Source organism: Agarivorans sp. 1_MG-2023, assembly GCF_030548385.1.
Classification (GTDB): domain Bacteria; phylum Pseudomonadota; class Gammaproteobacteria; order Enterobacterales; family Celerinatantimonadaceae; genus Agarivorans.
In genome coordinates, this window is record NZ_JAUOSJ010000023.1 from 1 (window position 1) to 25,458 (window position 25,458).

The window sequence follows — 25,458 nt, forward strand, 5'->3', positions numbered from 1 at the left end:
TTTGAAATCACCGTACCGGAAGTGAACTGCATTGTGGATATCGTGAAACAGGTGCTGGGTAACCAAGGTGGCGTACGCATGACTGGCGGAGGCTTTGGTGGTTGTATTGTGGCGCTTATGCCGCCTCAATTGGTCGATGAGGTATGCCAAGCAGTCGAGCAGCAATACCAAACTGTGACCGGTTTAAAAGAGAGTATTTACGTGTGTAAGGCGATGGACGGAGCGAGTACACTGTAGATCTCTATAGATTACATTAAGCCTCGGCAAGCTCGGGGCTTTTTTGTATCTAAAGTACTAGTAATGGGTTAAGCGGAAGATTGAGCTTTGTTGGCGTCCCCTACAGGATTCGAACCTGTGTCTAAGACTTAGGAGGGGGGTGTTGTTAATCATTTTTGGTAAAAATAATTCATATAAATCAGAGCAATATGTTTTATTGTGTTTTTCATAGTATCTTCTTTAGTACGTTTTTATGCTTGAAAATAGTAATTAGGGCTAATATTCGGCAAACTTTGTGGATTGATATACAAACGACAAAAAAGAAAGTGGCGTCCCCGGCAGGAGTCGAACCTGCGACCTTGTCCTTAGGAGGGACCTGCTCTATCCAACTGAGCTACGGAGACAACAAAGAAGAAGGTAGAGTCTATATCAATTCACGGTCTCATCCAATATCGAAACGAATAAGTGATGGAAAAACAGCCATATACACAAGTGACGTCATTGTTAGTGTCCAAATACAAACTATGTGGGTTATCGTTTGGGTGCTGCTTATTATTCCAGTGAGAGTGTGACCGTAGATTTGGGCGGTTTTAGTGAACACTACACAAGAAAGAACGTGAAAGTGACTAACGACTTTCAAGTTGACGTACTCAATCAAGGGTATGAGTTATCGTTATTAATTAACGGCTCCCTCACATGAAGGGGGATTCTAGATCAGGTCTCAGAAACCAGCAACGACTGCTCATTAGAGAGTACTTTAGTGAGTAAGGGCGTTTGGCTTACTACATGGAGCCTAGTTGGAACACTAAGAAGTTACCCGATAAGCGCGAGTAGCCTCAGGGGTGTAAATCAGAATTGCCCAGAATCTTCATTGGCTGAAATTTACTCGTGGAATTTTCTAGCTCGAAATTGTCCAAATATATGTTAGCAGTGATCGTTATGATTGATGATAAGTCATGAGAACACCTCTAATTAGGTGGCCAAATTTATTGTGCCACTACACGGATCTGATTAGACGATACGGGGACCAAGCATAAAAGACTCTTTCTCTAAACTATGGGTGAGCTTAGTATTCAGTTTAGCAAGTTAAAAGTCAAACTTTGGTAAGGCCTGAGAGCATCCGACGCTTTTTATGGTAAGAATGTAACTTCACTATAAAAGGTAAAACCATGGATGAGCAGCAAAAGATAGAATTACGAAGACATTGGTGTAACCTTTCAAAAGACTTCAGAATTGACACATAACGGGCTATCAAGTCAACTTGTAATAAGAAGATAACGGCTCAAGAGATTGCTATCAAAGGCGTATTTAAGACAGTATTTAGTGTTAATAATGAACGGTAAAAGCGAAAAAATGAAGGGATTAAGAACAGTTGCAGCTCTTCAATATATCCCAAGTGACCGTCAACCCACAAACGAGTCCGTCGCGGACTATGTTAAACATAGCGGCATATCAGCACTTACGTAACGTAAGTAGCAACTATTGCTGATACAAAAAAATTATATATTCCGCTTTACACAAAATCAACCTCAAGGTAGCAGGGGCCTAATTAGTGAGTTTAATTGGGTCAAGCTCTTAGGTATCGATTAGCTGTACTTCATTTTGGGGTTCAATCGCTATGGTAAGGTCAGTGAGCTACTGCAAGTGAGCCGATGACTATATTGTGCTAATTTAGGCATAACCATCAAGTTCAATATTTTTAATGTACTCGAGAACGTTATTAGCTCGTCCCGACTCACACAATTGCTTTGCGGTTAGATTAGCGCACGCAGGTAACGGTTCCAGCTTGAACCAGTTGTTTGCGACGCTGATGTCGCCTGACCATTTTAGGATAAACTCAAGTATGTAGTCTATTTCTTGCACTGAAAAGTACTTAGCGAGTTCTTGATTAAGTAACTCAAATTGCTTTCCATTGTCTTCCATTTTGCTTTTCCTTCTTAATATTACCTAGTGAAAATAGCCATATTAGCAATAAATAACAAATGGCTAGTTGTGTTCAGGATTATTGCTCAGCTGCCGCTAGGTCATCATTTCATATTGAAGTAACGAAAAATTCGCTAAATATAAGTGTTAGGAGGGGATACGGATTTCGTCAACGTTAATCTGGATGTGTTATTTAATTGTTTCTGCTCAGTAGAAATACGTAAGAACAGCGGGTTAATAGATTGAGACATCAGAACGAGTTAAGTTTAATTATTGTCGTCTATATACAGAAGAATATGTTGAAAAATCAACATGGATAAAACGCAACGAGATAATAGCGATAGTGCAGAGGTGAAGTGCGACTGAAGGAGTCATGGGTATAGCGCAAAAAATTAACCTTGAAAAAAAGCTATTTGTTTTCAAACTGTTGTTTTATACCTCAGCCAGAGGCTGAGAATTAATCCAGCTCGATGATGATGTTTGTAATTAAGTCAAATATGCTAGTAATCATGTAATTTGATGAACAATGATAGACAAAAAGCTTAGGGGTTAAATTAAGAATAAAATATTTATTTGACGACAAATATAGTGTATCAAAACCAATTTTTTAAAGGAACCCATTGACACTTAATTAAATTTTATTATGGTTTTTATTTCCATTGAAATTCAGCGACTTGAACCGAGTATGACAAACCTAATAAGTTCTGTTTATGTGATCTGTGTCATTGACAGCTTTTTAGCTCACTTTGATCTTAAAATTGCATTGTTGCTCAAATAATATTGACCTTCTGACCTTCCCGCGATCTGATCGTCAAAACGAAACAGTCAGGTCGTATCATGGGCAAAGCAAAAGGCAACATCGTTTCGTCAGCTAGCTACTTTTTACAATTTCATCTATTTAGATGAAATCTAGTATTGCAACTATTGCTAGCATTTTTGTAATACTAGAAGTAGTTATAAAAGTCATAGCACTTCAAGCTTAGTAACTCAAAACTGTCCCAAAGCTTGTTACGCCGTCTTAATTACAACACCTTCACTCTCGGCGCTTGCCATAGCAAAACTAATAGTTTTGAATCTCGACTTTGCTAGTTGGTATCGAGCGAACTTTGGAATTAGTTTAGCTGCAAAGATTTGCGCACTTTTTAGCTGTGGTTTTGCACAGTGCCTTTAATTTTGTTTGCGGCATTTGTCAAAGTAATCAAAAGAAAAATCTGTACAGCTATTGATTGATTATTGATAAAAAGTGAAAGTAGACAGAAGCTTAAGATAAAAGACACGTTTATGGGTTGAATGTGTGTCACATCACATTTTCGGTGATAGGAAGCGTGCACATTGAATGAGATAGGAAGCACGTGCTTCCTACTTAGCGTTATACCCTAGTCTTACCTTTGGAACAGTTATGAATATTGATCTTCAATACATCTCCAAGCTTCTCAATGTGTTTATTGAATCAGATAAAGCACACCTTTCGATTGTAGATCTTAACTCGGCCGGTATCGATAGTGGAGATAGTTTGGTGTGTGAGGAATATATTTTCCACATGCAAATATTGTTAGATAACAAGCTGATTAGCGATGAAAACGGGAATGCTAATGGGCTAAAAACCATAGGAATTGGCTTAAACGGTAACAAAACCTATAGGAAACTAATCACAAATATTCGGCTAACACAAGATGGTCATGACTTCGCTAAGGCTCTCAATAATAGAGAAATTCTGGATAAGTTAAAAACTGAATTAAAAGATGCTCCATTTAAGGCTATATTTGAAGGAGGCCAAAAGCTCTTGCAGCATTTGGCCAAGAAAAAACTTGATGAGTTGTTAAATCCATAAATAATAATGGGTGGGAAAAGCGAATTTGAGTAGTTATGTTAGTCTGTTTGGTATAATAAACGCTTGCAGTCTGAGGCCAAACACTACGCACTTTTTGCGTTACTCGCTGCGCTCAAACAATAACACAAAAACTGCTCCGTATTTGGCCCAACTGAAGCGGGCGCTAGCTTCAAAAGGAGCACCCGATGAAGTTTCTTCTTACAATAGTATTGTGCATATTTATTTCAAATTCATATGCTGGTGACGGACACTCACTCAAAGAATCATGTGTAGAGGCTGAAAAATTATGGTCTGGTAAATTAGGGGACAAGGAAAAGGGGATGTACTGTATTGGTTTATTAAAAGGTATTGTTTCCGTAATGACTATTACCGCAAACTCATCAAATAAAGAGACTGCAAACCATCTAGGTATGTGTAATTCAGCAAAACCTCAACACTTTATTTCTACTGAGCAATCTATCACGACAGTTCTTAAATTTTTATATACCAACCCTGATAAATTAGAGCAACAGGACTTTGTTATTGCATTGAAAGCCATGAAAAAAGACTATCCCTGCACTAAATAAAGCTAACAAGAACAATAAACGGAAAATTTACAATTGGCGTTTTTTGTTCCTCAAGATTTTAGCCAACAAATTTTTTTGCCCATTATTAGGGCGTTGAAACCAACTGTCCCATACTTCCGATAATCCGAAACACCTTTGAATAAGTGACCGCCCAAACACGATTCTGTCCAGAGAGGTTCACAAACTTTAAAGCTCACCTGAATCTCAGATGAACGGCAAATACTGAATAAAACTTCCACTCGCAGTCCAATGAGGTGCTCGCAGTTTTGATTCTAACAATGTGCTGACTGCTAGGAGGTGCTAGCAGTTTCAGATCTCACATTCTGGTAACTGCTAGGAGGTGCTAGCAGTTTTAGATCTCGTGTTCTGGTACCTGCGAGGAGGTGCTCGCAGTTCTGATTCTTACAATGTGCTGACTGCTAGGAGGTGCTAGCAGTTTCAGATCTCGTGTTCTGGTAACTGCGCGGAGGTGCTCGCAGTTCTGATTCTTACAATGTGCTGACTGCTAGGAGGTGCTCGCAGATTTGATTCTAATAATGTGCTGACTGCTAGGAGGTGCTAGCAGTTTCAGATCTCGTGTTCTGGTAACTGCGAGGAAGTGTTCGCAGTTCTGATTCTAATAATGTGCTGACTGCTAGGAGGTGCTAGCAGTTTCAGATCTCGTGTTCTGGTAACTGCGAGGAGGTGTTCGCAGTTCTGATTCTAATAATGTGCTGACTGCTAGGAGGTGCTAGCAGCTCTGATTCTTACAATGTGCTGACTGCTAGGAGATGCTAGCAGTTTCAGATCTTACAGTTCTCTGTGATGAAGCCTGAGGATCATAGACTCATACGAGGTTCTCAACATTTTTTGGCTTCCATCCGTAACTCGAAATTGCCCCATTCCTTGTTAGTACAAACACTCTAAAGGCAGTTTTGAGCTATTTGAGGAAATTAGCAAGTGGAGCTACTGAGGTTGTTAGTCTTTTTAGAGTCAAGGACAACGTGTGCCTCATGTTGTTTTTCATAATGTTATGACCTTTTTTGTATGTATCGGCTATGTGCCTCTATCTATTTCTGGGTAAGACTAAGAAGGTAAAGTAGTGCTTTAAGTCAGCCTTCAAAAAAAACCGCACTCAAGTGCGGTTTATTCGATTCGGGTGATGAGATGATTACTTTGTCAGCTCAATCTTGATTTTGTCGAACAGTTCAAAGAAGCTGCCCATCAGTACCGCATCTTTCGCTACCGGGTAGGAGCTGAAGCCCACGTAGGCGAGATCATTTTGATAGTCGTAGTAAGCAATCTGACCATGGGTACCCACTTGCATAAATTGCTCTGCCTCTGGTTTTACTACCCAAAACTGGCTACGGTACTGACCGCTGTCGCCGAAGAAATCTTTGTAGTGTGCAAACGCATCGTTAAGCTGCTTCTGCGGGGTTACTAGGTCTGAGAAGAATGAGGCATCAATTATTTGCTCGCCCTGTTGAGTTTTACCTTTATTCATTACCAATTGAGCTACACGGGCGAAATCACGTAGGGTCAAGTTCAAACCACCCTGTGCTAGCGGCTGACCATATCCATCAGTGTTGAAAACAGCATCGTGCTCGGCGCCGATCTTGCTCCAGAATTCGTCTTCGAAGAACTGCTCTAGAGATTGACCCGTAGCGCCTTCGATGATCATTCCGAGAATCTCTGATTGCACAGAGGAGTAGGTGAACTGTGTACCGGTTGGTGCTACTTTTTCATCCACGTTCTGGCTTACAAAATCACGAACACCTTTAGGGTCGTTATCTAGACGAGGACGCCAGTTGATAGCGCGGTCCTGTATTCGAACATCAGAGTTGTCGTCATCGTAGTTTTCATCAAACTTGGTACCGTCACGCATATCCAATACATCACGCACAGTGACGTCCTTCCATGCCGGATTACCTACCAACTCTGGAACATACTTAGATGCCAAATCAGAATCTTCGAGCAAGCCTTGCTGCTTCGCGATTTGCGCCAGCATACCGATGATCGATTTGGTCGTCGAGAAGTTCATATGGCGCGTGTCTTTGTCCAGTTGGTTACGGTACGACTCGTGAACAATTTTACCCTTATGCAGTACCAGAAAACCGTTGCTCTGTATGCGACGCTCTAGCAGTTCGTCGGCAGAGATGATTGTACCTAGTGCTGGATCCTCAACTTGCAGGGTGTTCATGTCTAACTGCTGCTCAGCTTGTTGAAGCGGTGCAATTGGCCCGTCGCCCTTGGAGATGTGAAGCGACTGTAAAATATGCTCGGTTTTAGTGAAGGTGTACATGTTGTGCGGCGGGTAGTCCCAGCTGCTACGAATGTCGCCGGTCAGCTCACTCACAACACCATTGGCCTCAACTGGGCTTGGAGTAACTGCTAAAGCAGGCAGTGAGAGAGTGGCAGTTAATAAGATTGCGATGGTTGATTTTCTCATAATAAGTATCCTCTTTAGCGAAGGTGAATATTTGGTATGGAAGTCATTTTAATCAGTGATGAAAAATGCTATAAGCATTAAATATTCCATAAATGGAATGGTGGTAAAGTTATTCATGGAGAGTAAAGACGAGTCATGCTGGATATCCAGAACAGATGGCTGGAATGCCTGTTGGCCGCTGCCGAAACAGGCACTTTCAATAAAGCAGCTAAACGCTTAGGCAAATCACCTTCCACGGTGACGCGCTGGATCGGAGAGTTGGAAGATGTGCTGGGCTATGAAGTTTTTGATCGTCAAAGCAATGGCCTGGTTGTGGTGCTTAATGAACGGGGCAGAACACTGTTGCCTAAGGCAAAATTGGCGGTTGAGTATCAGTCGAAGTTGCAACAGTTTGCTCATTCGATGGCTGATGAAGAAGCGCCAATGCAACTGACTCTCAGTCTGAATGAGTATATGGCACCTACTGGAGCTGCTGAGATGCTGGCTGAGCTAAAGGATCAATGGCCACACATTCAACTGTGCCTAATGAATTCAGGGGCGCTGGATGTTCAACAAGCACTAGATAGCGGAGCAAGCGATATCGCGCTTGGGCATCACACCGACATCATCTATGCCGGCATGGGTGGAGCCATAGTCGGTGAAGAGGACATTATCTATGTCGCTCACCCTGGTAACGCGTTGGTTGAAAAACAGGATATAGGCAGCGAACAACTGCTGACCCAAACGGCGATCATCCCTGGCTCACGAGAGAGTTCGATTGAACCCAAGGGCTATGTATTCACCCACATGGATGTGTTGTACAGTACTGATCTTCAAACCACCCTGGCACTGGTTGCCGAGGGGCTGGGCATCGCAGTGATGCCTGAGTCTGCGGCGCGGGATTACATCAAGCAGGGGCGCGTGGTGGCACTGAATATGAACTGGCGTGAGTTCGACTCCAGCATCCGGCTGATGCTCTACTATCGGTTGGACTATCCCTATCCAGCGGTTATCGAGTTGATGGTGCAACAGCTCCGAGAGTGGTTTGGTTACAGATCACAATAAGTATAGGAAGCGTAAATGCGGAGTCTCATTTTTGTCAGTTACGTTAACCGAACTTTTGACGTGTTTTTCTCGATGACTTCGATTCTCTCAGTGCAAATGACGCTTAACCTGCGAAAATGCAGGTTGTGAGTCCGTGAGTTTAAATTCAACCAGATAGCGGACCTGTTAATGGTGCGAGAATAACCTCGCAGGTCAACTAGCCACCTTGCTACGTTGAAGGTTATCGCTATCTAACCAGTTTGGGAACACGGTAACTCCACTCCAACTATTTGTAATTACAATCGCCAATATTACTGTGAGTCATACTGTAACTCCCTTAGGCTCCGAGACCGTGATTCATGTACTTCTTATGTTGTAATGATCTGTTTGGCATATACGTTATCTATCAGCTTACTAACGTCCACTCTGTTGAGTTTGCCAGTAAAAATGCAAGCTACAGCCATGACCGGTTATGGCACTTAGTTGCCCTAAAGCAATAACTCATCTACGTCCTCGCATGCTCTGAAGCCGCTTTCGGCAAACACGTTTTTGTCCAGAGGCGTGTCAGCGTGATCATCGCTTGCCCCAAAGTGAGTTAGTGCAGTTCATCAGAAATTTGGGTTTTGGCTATTTCTAGTAGAATCTAGTATGAGACTCCATCAGCAATTAATCCGGCTGCCCTTATCTAGTTTGACTGCTTAGAACGCATATCCTCCAATGTAGGTTACTAAGAGATGTTTTTAAACTAATTTCTCGCTGTTGCTAAAATTGCTTGCAGTAATCTTCGCCTTTGACTTACCATCACGATGATATGAAAGCTTTGTTTTTGATCTTTGTGTTTTGCTTACAAATGGTATCCGGCGTTTCTAGCGCTTCGGAGCATTCTTCGCATGCGCAAAAACATAGTGCCGATCAAGAGATAATGCACATGACTATGGATTGCCATAATGATGGCAATATTCCTGACAATGAGAATAAATCTAAGCTGGATGACTTATGTAAGTTAGATTGTCAGTTGTCATTGTGTGCTGCAACGCCTGCATTCATATCTTCCAGCCTACACTTCATACCGCAGCCACAAAGTGCAGCGACCAGTTTTTACACTTTTAATCTCCACCCGTCTTTACAGGAACTACCCTTCAGACCCCCTCTTACTGTTTGATTTAGTTAACTATTTTTTTTAAATCAACAGTAAGGAAGAAACATGTTTATTCCCTCTTGCAAAGAGGTTGTGCTTGTCGTCGCGCTATCGACAAGTGCCACGGTGATAGCCGCCCCTTTAAATATTGAACGTGCAGTAGAGCTAGCGCTTAGTAGCGATCCCTCTGAGAATTTATATGCTCAGCGACAACAACAAATTTCTGCCATGGGTGTGCAGAGTGGTCAGCTAAAGGACCCTATGATCAGGTTAGGTCTCGCGAACCTACCCACTGATAGCTTCAAATTTGACCAAGACCCTATGACTCAGCTGAGTGTTGGGCTTGCCCAAGAGTTTAGCCGAGGCAATACCCGTGAGCTAAGCGGCCAGCGTTACCAAATATTGGAGCAGCAAACTGGCTATCAAGCTGCTGAGCGTCGCTTGGAACTTAGCCAGCAAATCCGACAAATGTGGTTAAGTGTGCGTTTCGCTAATACGGCACAACATCTTTTAGCCGAAAACAAGCAATTGTTCGCTCGCAATGTTGAGCACGTGCGTGGCCAGTTTGAATTGGGCTACAAGCAAAGCCAAGACCTGTTCCAAGCAGAGCTACAACTAAGTAAGTTTGATGAGCAGATTGCTGCCTTTTCCCAGCAAGAACAAGCCTATCGAGGACAGTTAGCAACGTGGCTTGGCGCTCAGGCTTACCAACCATTTGATAGCGCACTTCCGCAATGGGATGCCACCGCTAATTATGCAGAGCAAGCCAATACCGAACACTACACACTGCTGTCGCAGCACCCTCTGGTGTTGGTGAAACAAGCCGCCATTGACGAGGCTGAAAAACAAATCGAAATCGCCAATGAGGCTTACAAGCCCGCCTTTAAAGTTGAAGTTGGATATGGCCATCGAAACAGTCGTGATATGGATGGTAGTGCTCGTCCCGATTTGGTTTCTGGTTTTTTGTCTATGGACGTCCCATTGTTCACCGATAAACGTCAAGACCAGGCGGTTATTTCAGCTACACGTGGCAAGGGTGTGAAGCAAGCAGAGCGCGACCTAGTGCTAAAAAACATGAATGGTAGGCTCAATGGTCAGGTTGCACAGGTACAAAACCTTAACCTGCGCTTAGCTCGCTATCAGCAAACTTTGTTGCCACAAGCCCAAGCTAATACCCAAGCCGCTATCCAAGGTTATCAATCTAATACAGTGAGCTTTGATCTAGTGGTCAAGGCTTTCATGGATGAAACTGCCTTGCAGTTGGAGTTTGAACAGTTACAAACCCAGCAGTACCAATCCCTTGCCCAAGTCCGTTATTTTCAGGCCCTGTAGGAGTAGAACCGAATGAATAAATTTGTATTAAGCAGTCTATTTCTAGCCCTTGGCTTGGGCGGAGGTTACTTCGCAAATAGTTTGATACAGCACCAGCATAGTGCGGGTAGCCACGCAGACCTCAATACCTCGGGAGAAGCTGAGCCACTTTACTGGGTAGCACCAATGGACCCTAACTATCGCCGTGACAAGCCGGGCAAATCTCCTATGGGGATGGACCTGATCCCAGTTTTTGAGGAAAACCAATCTGCTAGCCAACCCGGCTTAGTCACCATCGATCCGAGTGTTGAGAATAACCTAGGTGTGAGAACTGCCAAGGTTGAGCTGAACAGTTTCGCCACGGCCATTGAAACCGTGGGCACACTAAACCTGAACGAGAATACCCAGTGGCAACTTAATAGCAGGGTTGCAGGTTGGGTTGAAAAGCTGGCGGTAAAAGCAGAGGGCGAGCGTGTTGATGCAGGCCAATACCTTATGTCTATTTACTCTCCGGAGTTGGTTAAGGCCCAAGATGACTTACTCAATGCCCTGAACATGGGTAATAAGCGTTTGATTGAGTCAGCTAAGACTCGACTCAATGTACTGGGTATGTCTGATCAGCAAGTTAAGCGCGTGACCAATAAGCGTCGTAGCGAGCAGCTAATTGAACTATATGCCCCTAGCTCAGCTTACATCACTAAGCTTGGTGTTAGGGAAGGCGCTTACATTACCCCCACTACCACGCTAGTTGATGCCGGAGCCTTGGACAGCATTTGGTTAATCGGTGAATTATTCGAGTCGCAAGCAGGCTTAGTGGCGCAGGGTGACCGAGTAGAAATGCGTGTGGATAGCTACCCCGGACAAACCTGGCAAGGTCAAATTGACTACATCTATCCCAACCTTGACCCGCAAACTCGCACCCTGCGTGTTCGCATGGAGTTTGCCAATGATGACGAGCGGCTCAAACCAAATATGTATGCTCGAGTCAGTGTCTCCTCGGCACAAGCGAGCCAAGTATTAACCATTCCTAGCGAAGCGGTGATTAGAGGCGGCCGCTTTGATCGCGTAGTAATGAAACGAGGCGCAGGAAAGTATCAAAGCGTACGAGTTGAAGTAGGTCGCGAAAGCCAGGGGCAAGTGGAAATACTTGAAGGCTTGATGAGTGGTGACACTATCGTGACCAGTGCCCAATTTATGTTGGATTCTGAATCTAGCTTGAGCGCTGATTTCAGTCGCATTGGCCCCCCAGATCGGCTTACCGAGTCGGTAGTGGCAAGTGGTGTGGTAATGGCGGTAAAAGACGGAACCCTCACTATTGCCCATGAACCCGTACCTGAGTGGGAATGGCCAGGTATGGTGATGGACTTTCCATTGGAACAGGCTGAAATTACCGAGCAGATCGTGCCGGGAAGAGAACTCAAATTTACCATTAACAAACAAGACAATCAGTTTCCCATTTCCAAGCTTGTTCCAGGTGACTTGAATCCTGATGCATTGAAGCAATCAGCGATGGGTCATGACCACAGTAGTATGGATCACAGCTCCATGGACCACTCTCAAATGGACCACGGCAGTATGGATCACAGCACCATGGACCACTCTCAAATGGACCATGGCAGTATGGATCACAGCACGATGGACCATTCTCAAATGGACCACGGCAATATGGAACACAGCACGATGGACCATTCTCAAATGGATCACAGCAACATGGACCATTCACAGATGGGGCATCGTCCACAGCAAAATGCGGATATCGATACAAGCTCCTTAGTGGATGAAGATTTGGATTGGCTGGATTTTGATGATGAAGAGGGAGAGCAGTAATGATCCCTAGTATTATTCGTTGGTCGATACACAATCGTTTTTTAGTCTTGGTCTCGACGCTCGCTATTTTGGTCTACGGTGGTTTCGCCATCAAAAATACGCCCGTCGACGCCATCCCGGACTTGTCAGATGTGCAGGTCATCATTAAGACCTCGTATCCAGGCCAAGCTCCACAGGTGGTTGAAGATCAGGTTACCTATCCCTTGACCACCGCCATGTTATCAGTACCGGGTGCGCAGACCGTGCGTGGCTACTCCTTCTTTGGTGATTCCTATGTCTACATCATTTTTGAAGATGGTACCGATATTTACTGGGCACGTTCGCGGGTACTAGAGTACTTATCGCAAGTCGCACCTAATTTGCCGGCAGCAGCAAAGCCCGCGCTAGGGCCTGATGCTACTGGGGTTGGCTGGGTATTTAGCTATGCCTTGGTCGATCGCACCGGTCAGCATGATCTTAGTCAGTTACGCAGTATTCAGGATTGGTTCTTGAAATACGAGCTGCAAACGGTTGCTGGTGTTAGTGAGGTAGCAACGGTCGGTGGAATGGTGAAGCAGTATCAGATAAGCATCGATCCCGATCGCTTGCGTGCCTACCAACTGAGCCTGCCGCAGCTAAAGAATGCGATTTCCCAAGGGAACCAAGAGACCGGCGCTAGCGTGATTGAAATGGGTGAAGCCGAGTACATGGTACGCAGTAGTGGCTACATCAGTTCTATCGAAGACTTGCAACAATTACCATTAAAGCTCAACCCACAAGGTACCCCCTTGCTACTGGGTGATGTTGCCGATATTCAAATAGGGCCACAGATGCGCCGAGGACTCTCAGAGCTTGATGGCGAGGGAGAAGTGGTCGGTGGCGTAGTGGTGATGCGCTACGGGGAAAATGCCCAACAGGTCATTGCAGCTGTTAAAGACAAGCTAGACAGTTTGAGCACTTCACTGCCCGATGGCGTAGAAATTGTCACCACCTATGACCGCTCTGGCTTGATTGAACGTGCTGTAGAAAACCTCAAAGACAAATTGATTGAAGAGTTTGTTGTAGTGGTCTTAGTGTGTGCGGCCTTCCTGTTCCATATCCGCAGCTCACTGGTGGTATTGGTTAGTTTGCCCGTGGGGATCATTATCGCCTTCATCGTGATGAGTTGGCAGGGCATCAACGCCAACATCATGTCGTTGGGAGGCATCGCCATCGCCATTGGCGCGATGGTTGATGGAGCCATCGTAATGATTGAAAACGTGCACAAGCACATGGAGAAAACCGAGCTTACCGATGCCAATAGGTGGGAAGTGATAGGCAAAGCGGCTTCAGAGGTAGGGCCTGCCTTATTCTTCTCCTTGTTGATTATTACCTTCAGCTTCGTGCCAGTCTTTGCCTTGCACGGCCAAGAAGGCAAGATGTTTTCGCCTTTGGCTTACACCAAGACCTACGCCATGGCGGCGGCCGCTGGCTTGGCTATTACGCTAGTGCCGGTACTTATGGGTTACTTCATACGCGGCAAGGTGATAGCCGAGCATAAGAACCCATTGAATCGGCTTCTGATTGCCAGCTATAAGCCACTCCTCAACCTCAGCTTGAAAGCGCCAGTACTGGTGCTGCTTATCGCTGTTGGCCTTATTGGTGTGGGCTTATACCCTGTCAACAAGATTGGCAGTGAGTTTATCCCGCCATTGGACGAGGGTGACTTGATGTATATGCCAACCACCTATCCTGGGATAAGCATTGGTAAAGCGCGAGAAGTCTTGCAGCAAACTAATAAGCTGATTAAGACAGTGCCAGAAGTAGAAAGAGTGTGGGGCAAAGTAGGCCGTGCCGAAACGGCCACCGACCCTGCACCTCTTACCATGATTGAAACCTTCATTACGCTTAAGCCGCGTGAGCAATGGCGTGAGGGCATGACCACAGACAAACTGCGCCAAGAGCTTGATAACTTGGTGAACTTCCCTGGATTAACCAATGCCTGGGTAATGCCGATTAAAACCCGTATCGATATGCTTGCGACTGGGATTAAAACGCCTATTGGCATCAAAATATCAGGCGAAGACCTCAGTGTAATTGAGACCATTGGTAAAGACATTGAAGACATCCTTGGTCAAGTTCCTGGCACCTCCTCCGCATACGCTGAGCGTGTTGCAGGTGGACGCTATGTAAAAGTAGATATTGACCGAATTGCAACTGCTCGCTACGGCCTCAACATCGCCGATGTGCAAGCCGTTGTTTCTACAGCAATTGGCGGGATGAATGTGTCTGAGACAGTGGAAGGCTTAGAGCGCTACCCAATCAACTTACGCTATCCCCAGCGTTACCGCGACAGCGTAGAGCAACTGAAACTATTGCCTGTGGTCACGCCAAGTGGACTGCGATTGACCCTTGGTGATGTGGCAGCGGTTTACGTTGAAGACGGGCCCCCGATGATTAAGACCGAAAACGCACGCCCTAATGGCTGGATCTTCGTTGATATTGAAGGCCGTGACTTAGGCAGCTACGTACAAGATGCTAAGCAGTACGTGCAAGAGCATCTAACTCTGCCTGCGGGCTATTCAGTCAGTTGGTCAGGGCAATATGAATACATGGAACGCGCAGAAGCCACCTTGAAATTGGTGGTACCGGCAACACTCGCCATCATCATGTTGCTGTTGTACATGGCCTTTAGGCGAGTAGGTGAAGTGCTACTAATCCTAGGCACATTGCCCTTAGCGATGATTGGCGGCGTTTGGCTCATGTACCTATTGGGTTACAACTTCTCCATCGCCGTTGGCGTGGGTTTCATCGCTCTAGCGGGGGTAGCTGTAGAAATTGGCGTCATCATGCTGATTTACCTTAATCAATCACTTGAAGAGACCTTGTCCAAAAACAGCATTATTACCAAGCAACAATTACGCATAGCCATTGTTGAAGGCGCTGGTTTGCGCGTACGACCGGTGATGATGACCGTAGCCACGGTGATCATAGGCCTGATTCCGATTATGTATGGTGAAGGCACCGGCTCCGAAGTTATGCAAAGAATTGCTGCACCGATGATCGGCGGTATGGCCTCAGCGGTGGTATTAACCCTGCTAGTGCTGCCCTCAGTTTATTACTTATGGAAGCGCGTATCTCTGCGCAAACTAATTAACGAATAACATTTGAGGAATATCTATTATGAAAAAACTAGCTTCAATATTTGTCGCATCCATCCTTACGCTTGTGAGCGTTACAGCCAATGCCCACAGTGAACACTGTAAAGACACTAAGCTTGGCTTGGTTATGGAGGACATGAAATCTGAGCTTAAAGCCTACGTTGATGCATTCAAAGCTGATGACAAGACAGCTATGCAGCAACATGCAGCACAACTGATTATTAATGCTAAAGAAGCCAAGCAACTGATCCCACTGAAATTGCAAGATAGCGAACATCACATGGCTGAGCATGATGATCATATGGCAGAGATGGCTAACGTAGACCACTCAGATATGAACCATTCAAGTATGGATCACAGTAACATGCCAGATATGGAAGGTATGGACCACAATACCCATATGGCACATATGAGCTATATGAAAGGTATGGATGAACTGTTGGTGTTATTTGGCCAACTACAACAAGTTGAAGACAAGAAACTCGTCAAAAACACTCTAATCGAAGTGAAGAAGCACAGCAAACGAAGCCATAAAGAATTTCGTATGAGTTGTGACAAATAGCTATTAATTGGCCGTCATAAATTGGCGGCCTCGCAAAACTCCTAAAGCACCTCAGGCAAAGAGTAAGAGGGTGATGATGAATGTTAAACAAAAAGTTTTGGTGTGGGACAGGTTTATTCGTTTTTATCACTGGCTGCAATTAGCTCTGCTAGTCGGCTTGTGGTTAAGTATGAAGTACGATGAAGTTGATTTGCACATGCAGCTAGGTTTGGCACTCTTGGCTTTGCTTCTGGTTCGATTCATCTGGGGCTACTTTGGTAGTGAAACCGCGCTGTTTAAGTCACTACAGCTTCACCCTAAAGGTGCACTCGATGAACTCAAACAAGAATTGGGCGGCTCAGAAAGCATACATATTGGCCACTCTTACCTCGGTTCTTATATGGTGCTAGCTTTATGGATACTGCTGTTAATACAACTTCTATCAGGCTTGTTTAATTCTGATGACATTCTCTCTGATGGACCCTTATATGCCTATGTGGGCGAAGAATACTACGAATGGTTTAAAGCCCTCCATTCAAGTAACGTCGATTACTTATTTGCGCTTATCGCAATTCACATACTGGCGATTGGATACTTTTGCTTAAGGAAGCGTGGTTACTTGAGAGCTATGTTCAGTGGTTATAAGAATAAAGATATTGCAAGCAAACCTAACATCAAGCCTGGGCTTTGGCCGATATTGGCAGCTAGTCTGCTGATAGCATTGACCTTAGTTTTCTAAATCGTAAACAACTACTGAATGAAAAGACCTTGAGCGTGACTCAAATTAGCTGTTTTTTTGATCTAACTTATCATATAGATAAGTTGGGTTTGCGAGAATAAGAGTGAGAACAGTTACTATTTTTTATTAGAATTCTTACTTACAGGGATGGTAAATAAGTTTATGGATCACCAACATCAAGCCGCTTTTGATATTAGCAGCCAAGCTCACCAACACGATTTTTCTCACCACACCAATCAAGGTGAACAGCGTACATTAATTGTATTAACGCTTACTGCCATTGCCATGATAGTTGAAATTGTTGCTGGAACTTGGTTTGGCTCCATGGCTTTGCTTGCTGATGGATGGCACATGGGGACTCACGTTGCTGCATTCGCGATAACTATCTTCGTTTATCGATATGCTCGCAAGCACGTAAACAACCCCAAGTTCAGCTTTGGTACCGGAAAAGTCAGCTCGCTTGGAGGTTTTGCCAGTGCAATTGCTTTAGCGGTAGTTTCTCTTCTCATGATAATTGAGTCGATTACTCGCTTCTTCGAACCACAAGCGATTGCCTTTAATCAAGCGATTTTAGTTGCTGTTATTGGCTTGTTAGTTAACTTAATAAGTGCTTGGATTCTCAAAGATGATCACCATCATCACCATGACGAAGAACACAGCCACTCTCACCAAGATCACAATCTACGCGCAGCATACATGCACGTACTGGCCGACGCACTAACATCATTACTCGCTATATTCGCACTACTCGCTGGCAAATACGCTGGGCTTAATTGGTTAGACCCAGTAATGGGTATTGTGGGAGCTCTAGTTATAAGTAAATGGGCTTGGGGCTTAATATCATTAACAAGTAGCCACTTACTCGACCAACAGTGTCAAACCACTGAGAACCGTGTGCGTGAAGCTTTGAAAGACGAAGAGATAGAAATCACAGATTTGCATGTTTGGCACCTCGGAGAGAAGTCACTTAGCACTGTAATCTCAATAAGTAGCGAAGCACCTCGTTCGTTGATAGCCTATAAGCAGCTGTTACAACATATTCCCAAGCTTAGACATGTAAGTATCGAAGTTCATAAGTAGTACTCAAAGTTTTACTTTAAAAAAAGCCATAGAGTCGCTTATTTTAACCGAGTGCTAACTCGTTATTGTCCAAAGACGAGCTAGAGCGTCTTATCCAGTGGTTGGTTGAGCAAGCTACCCCTAGATATTTGAATTACATTCAGCACCCTAGTTGTGCAAAAATTTCATTACTTTCAGCTAAGCCTCTAGGAATGGCATATGGCACTATAGCCCTTAATTCAGAGATTGTTTTCTTTGTTGTGCAGTAGTCTGTATTTCTGGTTGTTTGTTGGTTCATGAGAAACGCGGCAGAGTTGCCTTTATCATCATATATAATCTTGTAGTAATCAGATGGTATTGCATGGGCTTCATCGGCTTTTGGTAAGCCTTCCATTTCGTTACGGTAGAGCGGGCCTGTAATAACATATAGATTTTCACGAAACCCAACAGCATCTCTAACCGCTTCTTCTAGGTTTTTCCAAGGGCCCTGGTTTAAACCTTTAGCTTGAGGCGTAATATTGGATAAATAGTTAAGGGTAGGCCAGTAGCGACTTCCCACAAAACTTGCTAGTGGAGCTTGGTGTCCACGGTCAATATCGAGCTTACTTGACGCTCCACTATAGTCACCTTTTTCCAGTCGCTCATTTTCATCGAGTAAAGGATTGTTTTTCCACGTTCTGTTGGTTGTTGTTCCAAAGTTAAGTATATCCACTTCATAAGCCACCCAATCGGCAAACTGCGTTTTCTTACTTTGGGAGAGTGTGTATAGCCGTTCAAAGATGACGACATTTCCTTCAATATCTAGACTTGGGCAGCCGATGGGGCAGTTTGGTGTACGGAATTCAGATGCGTTCACGTACCCCGAGACTAATAGCGGAATTGCTATCCATGCTTTCATTCTAAATCCTTTAGATAGGGTTTAGTTTAAATCTAACATAACTATCAATATGGTTGTAAGTTGATAATGACTCATTGATGGGTAATTGCATGCCTGAAAGGTAGGCCTAGTAAAAACACGCTCAGGCACTAGCTATCATTTGGAGTCTAAGCTGGTACTGGCTCAAGTGCCCCCTTATTACAGCAATTACTAGTTTCTCTTTTTGCGGAACGCCTCTATAATAACTGTATATATATCCAGTGATGATTTAAATGAAAGTAATCCCTATTTCCGCGAGTGCTGGCCTTACGGGTTTTGAGTCCCCCGCGACAGAATATTCACAACTCCCACTGAGTTTAGATGACCTGCTTATTGAGCATCCATCTGCCACATTTATCGGTTTAGCGTCCGGAGACTCAATGTTGGGTAGCGGTATACACGATGGAGATGTATTGATTGTTGACCGTCACGTCCATGTTGAGAGTGGCGATGTAATTGTCGCGAATATCAATGGTGAGTTTGTGTGTAAGATTATCGATAAATCAAGACGTATGCTGCTATCAGCCAACGAACACTATAGTCCCGTCGCAGTTAGTAGCTGTGATAGGTTCACTGTAGAAGGCGTCGTTATTCGCTCTATACGCTGTCATCGTCCCTCTCGTTTATTGAAACTGCTTTAATGTTTGCGCTTGTTGATGCCAATAGCTTTTATTGTTCAGCAGAAGCGGTGTTTCGCCCTGATTGGCGCAACAAACCAATCATTGTATTGAGTAATAACGATGGTTGTGTAGTCGCTGTAAATCGTTTGGCCAAAGCTATTGGTATTGAGCGCTTTAAGCCGTTTTTCCAGATTAAATCATTGTGCGAAAAACACGGTGTCATTGTTTGCTCGTCTAACTATGAACTATATGCAGATTTATCGATGCATATGATGCAAATCATTGGCGCATTTGCTCCAAAGCAACATGTATACAGTATTGATGAAACCTTCATAGATGTATCAAATGCCCGTGAGGCACTATCCCCGTTTGATGTTCTGGGAAAGCAAATCCGACGAGCTGTCTGGAAAGAAGTGCGTTTACCCGTTTGCGTGGGGTTTGGAGAAACGCTGACGCTGTGTAAGGTCGCTAATCATGCTGCTAAACGTCTACCAGGATTCGATGGAGTGTGTGTGATTGAGAACAATGAACAAAGAGACCGCATTTTATCTAAAATGTGTGTGTCCGATGTTTGGGGAGTTGGACGAAAGCTAAGTGTACGCCTCAAAGACATGGGAATAACAACTGCGCTCAAACTAGCAAAGATGCCACCGAAACTTGCCAAGCAGCATTTCAGTGTGGAAATGGAGAGAACGATTCTCGAACTTAATGGGGTATCCACAAAGTCATGGGATGAAGTGCGAGCGAATAAGCAGCAGATTTTTTCAACGAGAAGTACTGGCCAACGAATACTGGAGCTGCAATCGTTGATGCAAGCCTTTTCCCTGCATGTAAGTAGTGCATGTTTAAAAGCAAGAGAGCAAGGTAGCGTAGCTGGTGCGATTCTAATCTTTGCACATAATTCGCCGTTTGATGATGGTATTAGTCGTGGTTTTAAGCAGGTATTACGGACAGCTTGTCCGACTAACGATAGCATTGTGATGAGTCAGCTGGTGTCACAAGCAATTCCCCAACTATTTATTCCAGGTGTCAAATACTACAAAGTCGGCGTAGGCCTTATGGACTTAACTAATGAAAAACACCAGCAGCTGGATATGTTTACGGCAAAGCCGGGCCGACCAGAATTGATGAAGGCGGTTGATGCTTTAAATCAACGCTATGGTAGCGACACATTGTTTTTAGGCTCACAAGGTATCAGCCCCAAATGGCATATGCGAAGGGATATGCTCACACCTCAATACACGACGGATTGGCATCACATTCCGCGTATTCGCTGCAAATAAAAGTCTAGTAAAGTCCAAGGCTTACCTGCTGCATAATTCAGAGTTCTTTCTTTATCGTTAGCTAAAAATGTTCCATATTCGGGGATGTGTTAATTGCGATACTAGCAAATATGGAAATTTAATTTAGTAATATAAATATTGTGAGAGGGTGATTATTAATTATTGTTTTCATCTTCACTAGGATTCCTTTAACGGTGTTTAACTCGTTAACGTATTTGGAGAGTTTGTATAACAATGTTTGATTATCAAAATAAAAAAGTAGTAAACGAGTAGCTTAAAGCTTAACTTCAAGTTGCGTAAATCTAATAAATGATGATCGAAAAAGACGGCGAAAAGAAAAGGAGGTAGCGTAACTATAATCTTGGGAAATAAATTAAAAACAGAGGCTTATATTAATTAAAACGTTATATTTTATTGACGAAAGAGAGTGCGTGCACTATATTGATGTCAGGCTTTGACGTTACTTAAAGAGCGACAATAGTCATGCTAGCTACACGCTCTGTGCGTGATTTAAACAAAAATAGTCACCGGCTAATACTCGCTTTGTCATATAAAACAGGACTTCCCAGTCTTTGCTAGTACGGATTTTCTCAACATTTCTAAACTATCCTCTTTGACTTAATTAACTTAAAGCCCCAAGTATCAAACATATTGTCTATTACTTAGGTTACGACCTTTTAGGCATCAGGGAGAGTGTGCATGAGATTTATAGAAGTATCAGAAGACCCATTTTATGAGCTTGAATATAGATCTTCTGGACAAGGAGGCAAGGTTCGTGAAGTTGTGCTTCCGTTTTATAAAGCGATAGTTGATGAGTTACCCGATGGGATTACTTCTTTTGTGATTAGTTCTGATCTCCAAGGGCGTGAACAAAACAAAAAAACAAATCGACTTGTTGGTGAGGTAGTAGCAGAAGAGTTAAGTCTGTTATCTGAGTTGGGTGAAATACCATCGATTAGCTTTGTCGCATTGGCCGGGGACTTTTATGACTATCCGCAGCTTCATAAAGTAGGCGGCACTGGTGACGTAACGAACGTTTGGAATGCATTCGCTAAAGAATTTCCATTTGTTGTGGGCGTGCTTGGAAACCACGATATCGTTAAGGAACAGCATCTGGCCTCGAATACTATTGTGCTAGACGGTAGTAGTAAAAAATATTTGGGTGTTCGCATTGGCGGCGTATCAGGCATTATTGGGCGCAGTGACAGAAATCAAAGAAAATCAAAGCAGGAGTTTATGAGCGCTCTAGCAAAAGTCACAACTGTTAAAAACGACCTCATACTTTTACATCAAGGTCCAGAGGATACTTCAAATAGCCAGTTAGGTGACCTTGAAATCACAAACTATTTATTGTCAAAAAGTAAAAGCATCGTTGCTTTCGGGCATAGTCATTGGAGCAAACCGTTTATCGAAATCGGTAAAAATCAAGTACTCAATGTCGATAAGAGGTTGTATCTAGTAACCACAGCTAATTCAGTTAAGGCCTGAGAATCTTAGGCTCGTTCTAGATTCTTAATATTCGGCTCATCTGTAACTCGAAATTGCCCCGAAATCAGTTAACTCGACCAGCGCCTCATTCTTCAATTTAAGTACTTGCAATAATTATACTAATGGACGTAAAAGGCAAGACGCGACCCCACTAGTTTGGTTTCCATTCGGTGTGATTTTTAGATAGCGCATGTTTAGTACCAAGTTTTAGTACAATGAGCCAAGTTACGATTCTAGATACAAAAAGGGCGATAACTGGATGGTGAACAGCAACTAATTGGATTTATTTAGTTAATTTGTGATGTGCACTAAATTTACGCTTGGGTTACAAATCGAAATTCGTAACCCAAACGTATGTTAATACGACTACTAGGGTAAGTTTGGTATTACTTCTGGATTGTCTATGGCATATGACTCAAACTTATCTTGGATTTCACTAATTTGTGTCCATCTCACAGTGCCAGCAGGTAGTAGTTGTGCATTGTCGTTAATTATACCTATTAGTAAATTCTTAATTACTGCGTAGATATCTTCATTTTTCAGCATGTTAATGGCATTCTCTGGTTTTCCCGTACCAATACCACATTCAAAATATGCAGTTTCAAAATCAATGATAGAACCGTAAACGCTTGATAAGTTGCTCATTTCATTCATTATTTTTGAGTTGTTAGACCAAGCGGGATTTTTTTCAATTCTTAGCTGTTTTGATTTAATACCTTCTGAATTTTTTATCCAACGGCTTTTCAATATTTCCATCGAATCGATGTCATGAAGGACAAAGTATTCCTTATTAAAATGATTAAGAATTTTCATAAACATTGAAACTTGTACTTTTCCCCCACACCTTAATATGAGTAAATCATCAAACATGTTGTCGTTATTAGCTTTGGCGTCACTTATTATTTTACCAAAAGCAGAATACTCAGTGTCACCCTCGACCAATAAAACACGTCCACCAAAGAAAAACTCCATAACATCGGGGTTTAAGAGGTTTAGTAGTTTTAACGATTCAGTTTCATCTTCGGTAAATGTAATGTCATTTGGTTTAAATAATGTAGTGGCAACTACGTTGTTTCCTGAATTCTCAACTCGAATGATTTTCGTGTGATCTCTTGTTAGATCAATAAAACTTGGTGAATGCGTCGTTATCATAACCTGCCAGTTATCATTACTTTCTGCAATATCATAAAGCATATCACGTGTTTCCCGACATGCTGATGGGTGCAAACTTAATTCAGGCTCATCGAGTAATAACAGGTGAGATTTTATGTTACCTAGTGGCTTGTATTTCTTGCCTTTATCTATCGATTCAAAACCAAGTTCTGCGATCTTCTTAAGTACAGCCCATAATAGTGTGCGTCTAGCACCGCTACCGTGATTTGATATTGGAAACATATGGGCATCTCTTCCAAAGCTAACCTCGACTTCTTTGGAGTCAAATATTTTTAGATTTGAATCAGCTATATCATCTTCAGCGATAGAAATGTTTAATTTATGGTTTGGGACAATTTTTGACGCATATGTAGATATATCTTTCGCTAAATCATCTAAAGTAACTTTAGTTTCAGCAACAAACTCTGCTTTAAGGGTATTAATTTGATCATATAAAGAGGAGAAATCATGCTCTCCAGTGAGAGGACAAAATTCTCTGATTTTTTGTTCCAGCAATACGTCGACCAAAATCCCTTTGATTGAATTGCTTTGAGTATCAGGGTTATCAAAGGTGCCGATTAAGTGGGCTTTTGGGCGTTTTTTTCTAGATGCATTATCAGAAGCCCACGGTTGGCGGGGAGCTTCATCTGTTTCGTTAGGGTAACGCCCTAAATCAACTCTAAATCCTAACCTTTTTGGGGCTTCTGCTGGCTTCTCCCAAGTAAAAATTTCTTTTACCCTTACAAGCCCAGTACCGTCGGGATCTTTATCTATACTTTCCCAAAACTTTGCCCCAGGCTTGTCTGAGTCCGAACAAATAGTATGAAGCTCTATTGCTGGCAAATTATTGATATCATTAATTATATTATTGTGGAAATCTTCTTTCGATAGTTTCTCACCGTTCACCGCTGCGTAATATGCTTTTAGGATAGTACTCTTGCCGAAATTATTACCACCTACAAGAATAACAATGTCATCCAATTCTATTTCAACTGGTTTAGAGCCTATTGAACGAAAGTTCTTGATGATCAATTTTTCTAATTTTACCGACATTTCAACTCCAAAAAACACACGAGGGAAATGCATTATTGCATATCAATAGTGCGCATAAAGTGTTGAGCGAAACACTTTGTTAAGTTGGTGATAGATAACACAAAAAAGTCGATGGCTGTTCACTCTTATCTTTGTTGAACAATCAGTTCAGTATATAATTGGTGTTAACTCTGTATCATACAGGCATCAACATGAATCACTGCCTCAGCAACGAAGAACTTGAACATATAGCTAAAGTTGTAAAAGAAGAAATCTTCGTCCCACGTAATCAAAGAAATGTTACAGTGTTTTTGTGCGGCGCAGATATCACGAATCGTGACACCGCTCGTTCAAAAATGGCTACAGTGTTTAGCAATTATCCACGCTATGAATTGCTATATCCTGAAGATTTGTTTGATGACTTACTTGCAGGGCAAGGGCAACACAGTTTACTCAAGCTTGAGAACCTGCTTGCGGAGAGCGTTGATGCAATCGTTCTTTTCCCTGAAAGTCCTGGTTCATTTGCTGAGATAGGTGCTTTTTCAAATAATGAATCTTTAGCACAAAAAATGATTGTTTTATCAAATAGAAAATACAAATCTGACAAGAGCTTTATAAACTATGGACCATACCGTTTAGTAAGAGATTCAGGTACAGGTAAAGTCCTACATATAAATTATGATCATCTTTCCCATACAGATGAAGCTCGTAAGATATACAAGCAAGTCAATGATAATATTACGAATATAAGAAAATTTCACCCTGTTGAAAAGAACGTAGCTAATATTTTAGAAGCTGAACATTTCATACTTCCATGTGTATATCTTATCGATCAAATCAGTAGAGCTACATTGGCAAAGTTAATTGGCTATGCTACTGAGCAAGATAAAACTCTTTGTGAAATTGCAACTAAATCATCATTAGGACGACTAGCCGATAATCGTTACATAGCCCGAACACCCAATGGTTATCAAGTGACAAAGAAAGGTTCTGAATATGTCAGAAAGTCCTTTTCTAGTAGTAGGTTAGACAAGGTTAGATTAGAGCTACTTAATGCTGAAAATCGTGGTAATGCAAGAGTGTCCTATGATAGGATTACATCTGGCAGATACCCTTAGCATATAGTGAACCTAGTTCATTGGATTGTGTTTCGCAGTCCTGTATCAAAACCAGTGTGACGGCGCATTTAACTGTGCCGTGAAAGAGTACAGTAGTCTCTTTAACGGCACAGTGAAATCCGTATCTT

17 protein-coding genes, 1 tRNA gene and 1 pseudogene are annotated in these 25,458 nt (G+C 42.9%); 14 read left to right on the forward strand and 5 right to left on the reverse strand.

Annotation, left to right across the window (positions count from 1 at the left end; translation table 11 throughout):
• Positions 1-237: pseudogene (locus tag Q4592_RS21115) on the forward strand (galactokinase); the annotation flags it as partial.
• A 306-nt stretch (positions 238-543) separates the two neighbouring features.
• Here the strand turns inward: Q4592_RS21115 and Q4592_RS21120 are convergent.
• Both Q4592_RS21120 and Q4592_RS21125 read right to left on the reverse strand, forming a co-directional pair.
• Positions 544-620 (reverse strand) — tRNA-Arg (locus Q4592_RS21120).
• 1,267 nt (positions 621-1,887) lie between these two features.
• On the reverse strand, positions 1,888-2,139 hold the full coding sequence (locus tag Q4592_RS21125; RefSeq protein WP_248715019.1) for a hypothetical protein: 252 nt from the start codon (positions 2,137-2,139) through the stop codon (positions 1,888-1,890).
• A gap of 1,399 nt (positions 2,140-3,538) precedes the next feature.
• Between Q4592_RS21125 and Q4592_RS21130 the strand changes: the two genes are divergently transcribed.
• Positions 3,539-3,970, forward strand: a complete 432-nt coding sequence (locus Q4592_RS21130; protein ID WP_303516755.1) for a DUF2513 domain-containing protein — start codon at positions 3,539-3,541, stop codon at positions 3,968-3,970.
• Positions 3,971-4,155: 185 nt separating this feature from the next.
• Positions 4,156-4,536: a Rap1a/Tai family immunity protein gene (locus tag Q4592_RS21135; RefSeq protein ID WP_303516757.1), complete on the forward strand. Its 381-nt coding sequence runs from the start codon at positions 4,156-4,158 to the stop codon at positions 4,534-4,536.
• Between the two features lie 1,150 nt (positions 4,537-5,686).
• Here the strand turns inward: Q4592_RS21135 and Q4592_RS21140 are convergent.
• Positions 5,687-6,964, reverse strand: a complete 1,278-nt coding sequence (locus tag Q4592_RS21140) for a serine hydrolase (RefSeq protein WP_303516758.1) — start codon at positions 6,962-6,964, stop codon at positions 5,687-5,689.
• Between the two features lie 135 nt (positions 6,965-7,099).
• Here Q4592_RS21140 and Q4592_RS21145 point away from each other — a divergent pair, with 135 nt between their 5' ends.
• From Q4592_RS21145 to dmeF, 7 genes are all read left to right on the forward strand, one after another.
• On the forward strand, positions 7,100-8,008 hold the full coding sequence (locus Q4592_RS21145) for a LysR family transcriptional regulator (protein WP_303516760.1): 909 nt from the start codon (positions 7,100-7,102) through the stop codon (positions 8,006-8,008).
• 1,183 nt (positions 8,009-9,191) lie between these two features.
• The gene (locus Q4592_RS21150) at positions 9,192-10,457 is read left to right on the forward strand and encodes a TolC family protein (protein WP_303516762.1); all 1,266 of its coding nucleotides are present in this window, start codon (positions 9,192-9,194) and stop codon (positions 10,455-10,457) included.
• A 12-nt stretch (positions 10,458-10,469) separates the two neighbouring features.
• Complete coding sequence (locus Q4592_RS21155) at positions 10,470-12,263, forward strand: efflux RND transporter periplasmic adaptor subunit (RefSeq protein WP_303516764.1); 1,794 nt, start codon at positions 10,470-10,472, stop codon at positions 12,261-12,263.
• Positions 12,263-15,385 carry an efflux RND transporter permease subunit gene (locus Q4592_RS21160; protein WP_303516766.1) on the forward strand — a complete coding sequence of 1,041 codons (3,123 nt, stop codon included), beginning with the start codon at positions 12,263-12,265 and terminating at the stop codon, positions 15,383-15,385. Before Q4592_RS21155 ends, Q4592_RS21160 begins: the two co-directional genes overlap by 1 nt.
• 19 nt (positions 15,386-15,404) lie before the next feature.
• Entirely contained in the window at positions 15,405-15,944 is a 540-nt protein-coding gene (locus Q4592_RS21165; protein WP_303516768.1) for a copper resistance protein CopA, read from the forward strand.
• 73 nt (positions 15,945-16,017) lie between these two features.
• A complete protein-coding gene (locus Q4592_RS21170; RefSeq protein ID WP_303516769.1) occupies positions 16,018-16,662 on the forward strand; it encodes a cytochrome b/b6 domain-containing protein in 645 nt (214 codons plus the stop codon).
• Positions 16,663-16,824: 162 nt separating this feature from the next.
• The gene (dmeF, locus tag Q4592_RS21175; RefSeq protein WP_303516771.1) at positions 16,825-17,742 is read left to right on the forward strand and encodes a CDF family Co(II)/Ni(II) efflux transporter DmeF; all 918 of its coding nucleotides are present in this window, start codon (positions 16,825-16,827) and stop codon (positions 17,740-17,742) included.
• A gap of 139 nt (positions 17,743-17,881) precedes the next feature.
• Here the strand turns inward: dmeF and Q4592_RS21180 are convergent, their stop codons facing one another.
• A complete protein-coding gene (locus tag Q4592_RS21180; RefSeq protein ID WP_303516773.1) occupies positions 17,882-18,619 on the reverse strand; it encodes a DNA/RNA non-specific endonuclease in 738 nt (245 codons plus the stop codon).
• 251 nt (positions 18,620-18,870) lie between these two features.
• Between Q4592_RS21180 and Q4592_RS21185 the strand changes: the two genes are divergently transcribed.
• From Q4592_RS21185 to Q4592_RS21195, 3 genes are all read left to right on the forward strand, one after another.
• Positions 18,871-19,278, forward strand: a complete 408-nt coding sequence (locus tag Q4592_RS21185) for a LexA family transcriptional regulator (RefSeq protein ID WP_248715039.1) — start codon at positions 18,871-18,873, stop codon at positions 19,276-19,278.
• Positions 19,278-20,540 (forward strand): Y-family DNA polymerase, encoded by a 1,263-nt coding sequence (locus Q4592_RS21190; protein ID WP_303516775.1) that lies wholly within the window; start codon positions 19,278-19,280, stop codon positions 20,538-20,540. Before Q4592_RS21185 ends, Q4592_RS21190 begins: the two co-directional genes overlap by 1 nt.
• 699 nt (positions 20,541-21,239) lie before the next feature.
• Positions 21,240-22,028 (forward strand): metallophosphoesterase, encoded by a 789-nt coding sequence (locus tag Q4592_RS21195; protein ID WP_303516777.1) that lies wholly within the window; start codon positions 21,240-21,242, stop codon positions 22,026-22,028.
• Positions 22,029-22,397: 369 nt separating this feature from the next.
• Here the strand turns inward: Q4592_RS21195 and Q4592_RS21200 are convergent, their stop codons facing one another.
• On the reverse strand, positions 22,398-24,233 hold the full coding sequence (locus Q4592_RS21200) for an ATP-dependent endonuclease (protein ID WP_303516779.1): 1,836 nt from the start codon (positions 24,231-24,233) through the stop codon (positions 22,398-22,400).
• A gap of 191 nt (positions 24,234-24,424) precedes the next feature.
• Between Q4592_RS21200 and Q4592_RS21205 the strand changes: the two genes are divergently transcribed.
• The gene (locus Q4592_RS21205) at positions 24,425-25,330 is read left to right on the forward strand and encodes a retron St85 family effector protein (protein WP_303516781.1); all 906 of its coding nucleotides are present in this window, start codon (positions 24,425-24,427) and stop codon (positions 25,328-25,330) included.
• The last annotated feature ends 128 nt before the right edge of the window (positions 25,331-25,458 follow it).